The organism is Acidithiobacillus sp. TH-A35 (assembly GCF_057473505.1).
On sequence record NZ_JBYCKR010000297.1, the window covers coordinates 1 to 3,043 of the forward strand.

General features: G+C 60.7%; 2 protein-coding genes and 1 pseudogene. All 3 read right to left on the reverse strand.

Going from position 1 to position 3,043, the window contains the following annotated elements; translation table 11 throughout:
* Nucleotides 1-1,037 (reverse strand): thiamine pyrophosphate-binding protein (locus AC2VNK_RS09560; protein WP_486883583.1); only part of this gene is annotated, 1,037 nt, incomplete at its 3' end.
* 129 nt (nt 1,038-1,166) lie between these two features.
* Complete coding sequence (locus tag AC2VNK_RS09565) at nt 1,167-2,705, reverse strand: endonuclease MutS2 (protein ID WP_486883584.1); 1,539 nt, start codon at nt 2,703-2,705, stop codon at nt 1,167-1,169.
* 62 nt (nt 2,706-2,767) lie between these two features.
* Nucleotides 2,768-3,043: pseudogene (locus AC2VNK_RS09570) on the reverse strand (hypothetical protein); the annotation flags it as partial.

Genomic DNA, 3,043 nt, shown 5'->3' on the forward strand with positions numbered 1-3,043 from the left:
TTCATCTCCAGCAGTACCTGCTGCAAATCGCCGACGACAGGCACATCCACCCGCACATTCTTGGAGATGGAGGACGGATCGACGTCCACATGCACAATCCGCGCGTGTGGCGCAAATTTGGCGAGGTTACCCGTGACGCGGTCGTCAAAACGCGCCCCCAGGGCCACCAGCACGTCACAGTGCTGCACCGCCATATTGGCTTCATAGGTGCCGTGCATGCCCAGCATTCCAAGGAACTGGCGATCCGATGCCGGATAAGCGCCCAGTCCCATGAGGGTATGGGTAATGGGTGCGCCCAGCGTGCGCACCAGTTTGCGCAATTCCGCGGAGGCGTTACCGAGGACAATACCGCCGCCGGTATAGAACATCGGCCGCTGCGCACTGGTAATGAGTTGCATGGCTTTACGCACCTGCCCAGGATGGCCTTTCACCGTCGGTTTGTAGGAGCGCAGACTGATTTTTTCCGGGTAGTGATAATGGGTTTTGTGGCTGGTAATGTCCTTGGGGATGTCTACCAGCACCGGTCCGGGCCGCCCCGTCGCCGCCAGATAAAAAGCCGTCTTCAGGGTGCTCGCCAGATCGCGGACATCCTTCACCAAAAAATTATGCTTCGTACAGGGGCGCGTAATACCTACCGTATCCACTTCCTGAAAGGCGTCATTGCCGATGAGCGCAACGGGCACCTGCCCGGTGATCACCACCATGGGCACCGAGTCCATATACGCCGTGGCAATACCGGTCACCGCATTGGTGGCACCCGGCCCGCTGGTGACCAGCGCCACACCCACCTTGCCGGTGACCCGGGAATAGGCATCCGCTGCATGCACCGCTGCTTGCTCATGGCGCACGAGGATGTGCCTGACGGCATCCTGCTGCGCCAGCTCGTCGTAAATGTAGAGCACAGCGCCGCCCGGATAGCCGAAAACATATTCTACACCTTCATCACGCAACGCACGGACTACAATCCCCGCACCCGTCAGCTCTTCTGTTTCCAGCTCGGGACTTGGGCGATCTTGCGTAGTCGTCGGGGACGTCATCGTCGTACTCCTCAGGGAATAAAGTATCAGCGCAGAAAGCTAGACATTTTTTGTGGCGAGGTCAAATAAAAATGCCTTGGCACATATGGATCGTCATCTATGGTACACCGCGGCACCCAGCTTTCTGGCCTAGTGGCTGTGCAGGGACTCCAGATAACCCCGTGCCTTGCTGACCAGCTCCTCGGGCAGCCCTCGCCGAGCCGCGATGACCAGCCCCATGGAACGCCCCGGCACCCCGATCTGCAGCTCATAGGTGGGTTCCAGCCGCTCCTGATCAAAGCGCATGGAGGCGTTACGCAGGCAGGAGTGGGTATCAGCAAAGGCCTTGAGCGGTGTGAGATGGGTGGTCACCATACCCCGCACCCCGCGTCCCGCCAGATGATCGAGCACCGCCATCGCCAGCGCCGCCCCCTCTTCCGGGTCGGTGCCGGTACCCAGCTCATCCAGCAGGATCAGCGTGTGGTCATCGGCTTCCGCGAGCAGTCTTTTGAGGACCTCTACATGCCCAGAATAGGTGGACAACGCAAAGGCTACACTCTGCGGGTCACCCATGTCGACAAAAATACGGGTAAAGTTACCGACCACGGCGCGCCCGTTTACCGGGATATGCAAGCCGCAATGGGCCATCACCGTGAGCAATCCAACCGTCTTCAGCGAGACACTCTTACCACCGGTGTTTGGTCCGGTCACCACCAGAATCGGGCACTCGGCATCAATATGCACGGAGAGCGGTTTGGGCTGCGGACCTCGCTTCTCCGCATAGGCGAGGAGCAGTTGCGGGTGATATGCCTCTTCCAGTACCAGCACCGGCTCATCCACCATCTCCGCCGCTTTGCCGTGCAGATGGATGGACAGTTGCGCACCCGCGATGGCCAGATCCAGCCAGGTGAGTGACTCCACCAGATGCTGCAGGCCGTTCAGACGCGCGCGCGCGGCATCACTGAGGGCGCGAAGGATGGCCTGGTTTTCCTGATCGATACGGCCAGCGAGCTTTTCCAGATGGTTATTGCCCGCCACCATCTCCATCGGCTCAACCAGAGTGCCGTGCCCACCCGGACCTGTGCCGCGCCGCACACCGCGAATATTGTCCACTGCCCCATCGGGCAAATGCACGCAGGCGCGCTGGCCGGACCAGTGGACCTTCGCTCCCGGCGCACGCAGATGCCCCTGCAGGGTTTTCTGAATCTGCTCGCGCTCCTTCTTCAGCTCACCATGCAACTGACGCAGGGTATCATTACCATCTTCGCGCATACTGCCGTTGGGCATGAGAACGGCGTCAATCCGCGGCAGCAGGTCCGCTGCCGCGTCCAGATGCTCCGGTCCGGCGGGCAAAAGCGCGGGGCGCTTCTCCACATAAGGACGCAACTGCGCACCGACACGCAGCACCAGCGCGAGATTACGAAAGGCGGTGCCTGCCAGCGCAGCACCGGGAGAGGCCACCTGGCGGATGGCGGCTCGCACATCCGGCAGCTCCGGGAGGATCGGCCCCTCGCCCGACTCCAGACCAAAGCGGGCGGCGGTAATGGCCGCCTGCAACTGGCGGGCGACAGCCGGTGTGGGGGCGGGTGCAAGATTGCGCGCCGCATCGGCCCCAAAGGGCGTCGCGCAGAGTTTTTCGAGCAACCGGCGGATGCCCTCGAATTCCAGGGGCTTGAGGTCAGCTTCCATGGGTGTTCCTGATGGTTGGTTCGCCCAAGGGTACAAAAGGCCGGGCGATAATGCCAACCCAATCAGTTTTGGAAAATTTCCCGCCACCAGCGCTTGCGGCCTTCGGGCACCACAAACTCCCCCAAAGGTTCGGGGGGGTCCCGGGAGAGTATCCAGCCAGCCGGAACCACTTTTCCGCTGCTGCCACAAGACGCTCCCAAATTGTTGGGATCGTAAATCTTGATCAGTTGCGGATATTCAAAATCATCCACATAGACGATGCCGAGATATTTCTCTTTGTGGTCGTGATGCAACAGCACATCGATCGCGCCCAACACCTTGCGGAAGGTCGCCGCATC